The organism is Microvirga sp. P4_G7 (assembly GCF_056401005.1).
Genome location: NZ_JBFUKD010000861.1, coordinates 1 through 1,335, shown reverse-complemented (window position 1 = coordinate 1,335; position 1,335 = coordinate 1). Strand labels below are relative to the sequence as shown.

Below are 1,335 nucleotides of genomic sequence, written 5' to 3'. Positions count from 1 at the left end.
TCGGACTGGTCAAAGACAGACAGTAACCGGCGACGTAGCCGACTGGTCCGGTGCAATCGTGCGGTACGATGGGTTTGCGGAAGGCATCGGCAAGCGCCGCGATTTTTCTTGCTTCCGTGATGCCGCCCGACCAGCCGAGGTCAAACGAGACGATGCCGATCGCGCCGCGCTTCAGCAATCGCAGGAAGCTCTCCTTGGAGGCGGTCGTTTCAGACCCGAGAATGGGGATGCGGGTCGATTGCGATAGTTCGGCGAGGCCATCGGCGTCGTCCATCCGGATCGGATCTTCGATCCATGCGGGCTCAAACGGCTCCATCGCCYGCGCAATGCGCTTTGCGCTCTCGAGATCCCATAGGCCATGCAGATCCAGCATCAGGTCGAGGTCATGCCCGACCTCCGCTCTGATCCGCGCGAATGGTTCGACGGCTTTGGTAATCTGTGCAGTCGTGATCGCGATGCCGCCATTCGCGTAGGCTGCGAAGTCGAACGGCCAGATCTTCATCCCCCGAAAGCCTTCGGCGCGAAGTTCGCGCGCCAGGCGTTCGGGTTCTTCCATGAACGCGCGTAGATCATCGAGATCCTCGCTGCGCGCGGTATCGATCCCGAACCAGCGTTCTACATCGCCGCGCGACTTCGTGGCGTAATGCGGCCCGGCGCAGGTGTTGTATGCGGGAACGCGGTCTCGAACGAGACCACCGAGGAGCCGCCACAAGGGCTGGCCCGTCGTCTTCCCCATAAGATCCCAAAGAGCGATATCGATGGCGGACGCAGCGCGCATTTCAGCGCCCGACGCTGCATAGCCGACCGGATAGTTCGTCAGTTTCGAATGCCAACTTTCGATCCGTGTGGCGTCGCCTCCGATCAATAAGGGGGCAACGACATCGTGGATGTACGCTTCGACTGCCGTCGGCGCGAAGAACGTTTCGCCGAGCCCACGCATGCCATCTTCAACCTCGACGTAAACCCAGAGAATGTTCTCGTGGGCTTCTGTCCGCACCGTTTCGATGGCTGTGATCCGCATGCGCGGGTCCTCACCTTTAATGAACGGAAGGGTGGCATTTCGTGAGCGCGACCTGTCGATCGACAGGAGCATGGCCATGACAGTCCTTTAACGATAAAGTGTCAAGCCGATTTCTTCGTGAGATTGTCACAGAACGACAGAGCTCGCGTTGTCGAATGGCGCCTTCGCTTTTTGTTTGATGAGACTTTGACCGCGGCACCTGCCGTCAGGAGTGACGTTTGGGCATCGTCATTCGCGCGCTTCCACCCATCAAACGTAACTCTATCTCATTTGGTGCGACCACGCTAAGCTCCCGCCATTATGAGGGTGTTCGC

The 1,335-nt window shown here is 59.2% G+C and carries 1 protein-coding gene; it reads right to left on the bottom strand.

Features of this window, described 5'->3' with window-relative positions; translation table 11 throughout:
* A partial coding sequence (locus tag AC1DT3_RS21415; RefSeq protein ID WP_477467199.1) for a mandelate racemase/muconate lactonizing enzyme family protein occupies positions 1–1,021 on the bottom strand: 1,021 nt, incomplete at its 3' end.
* Positions 1,022–1,335: the final 314 nt, after the last annotated feature.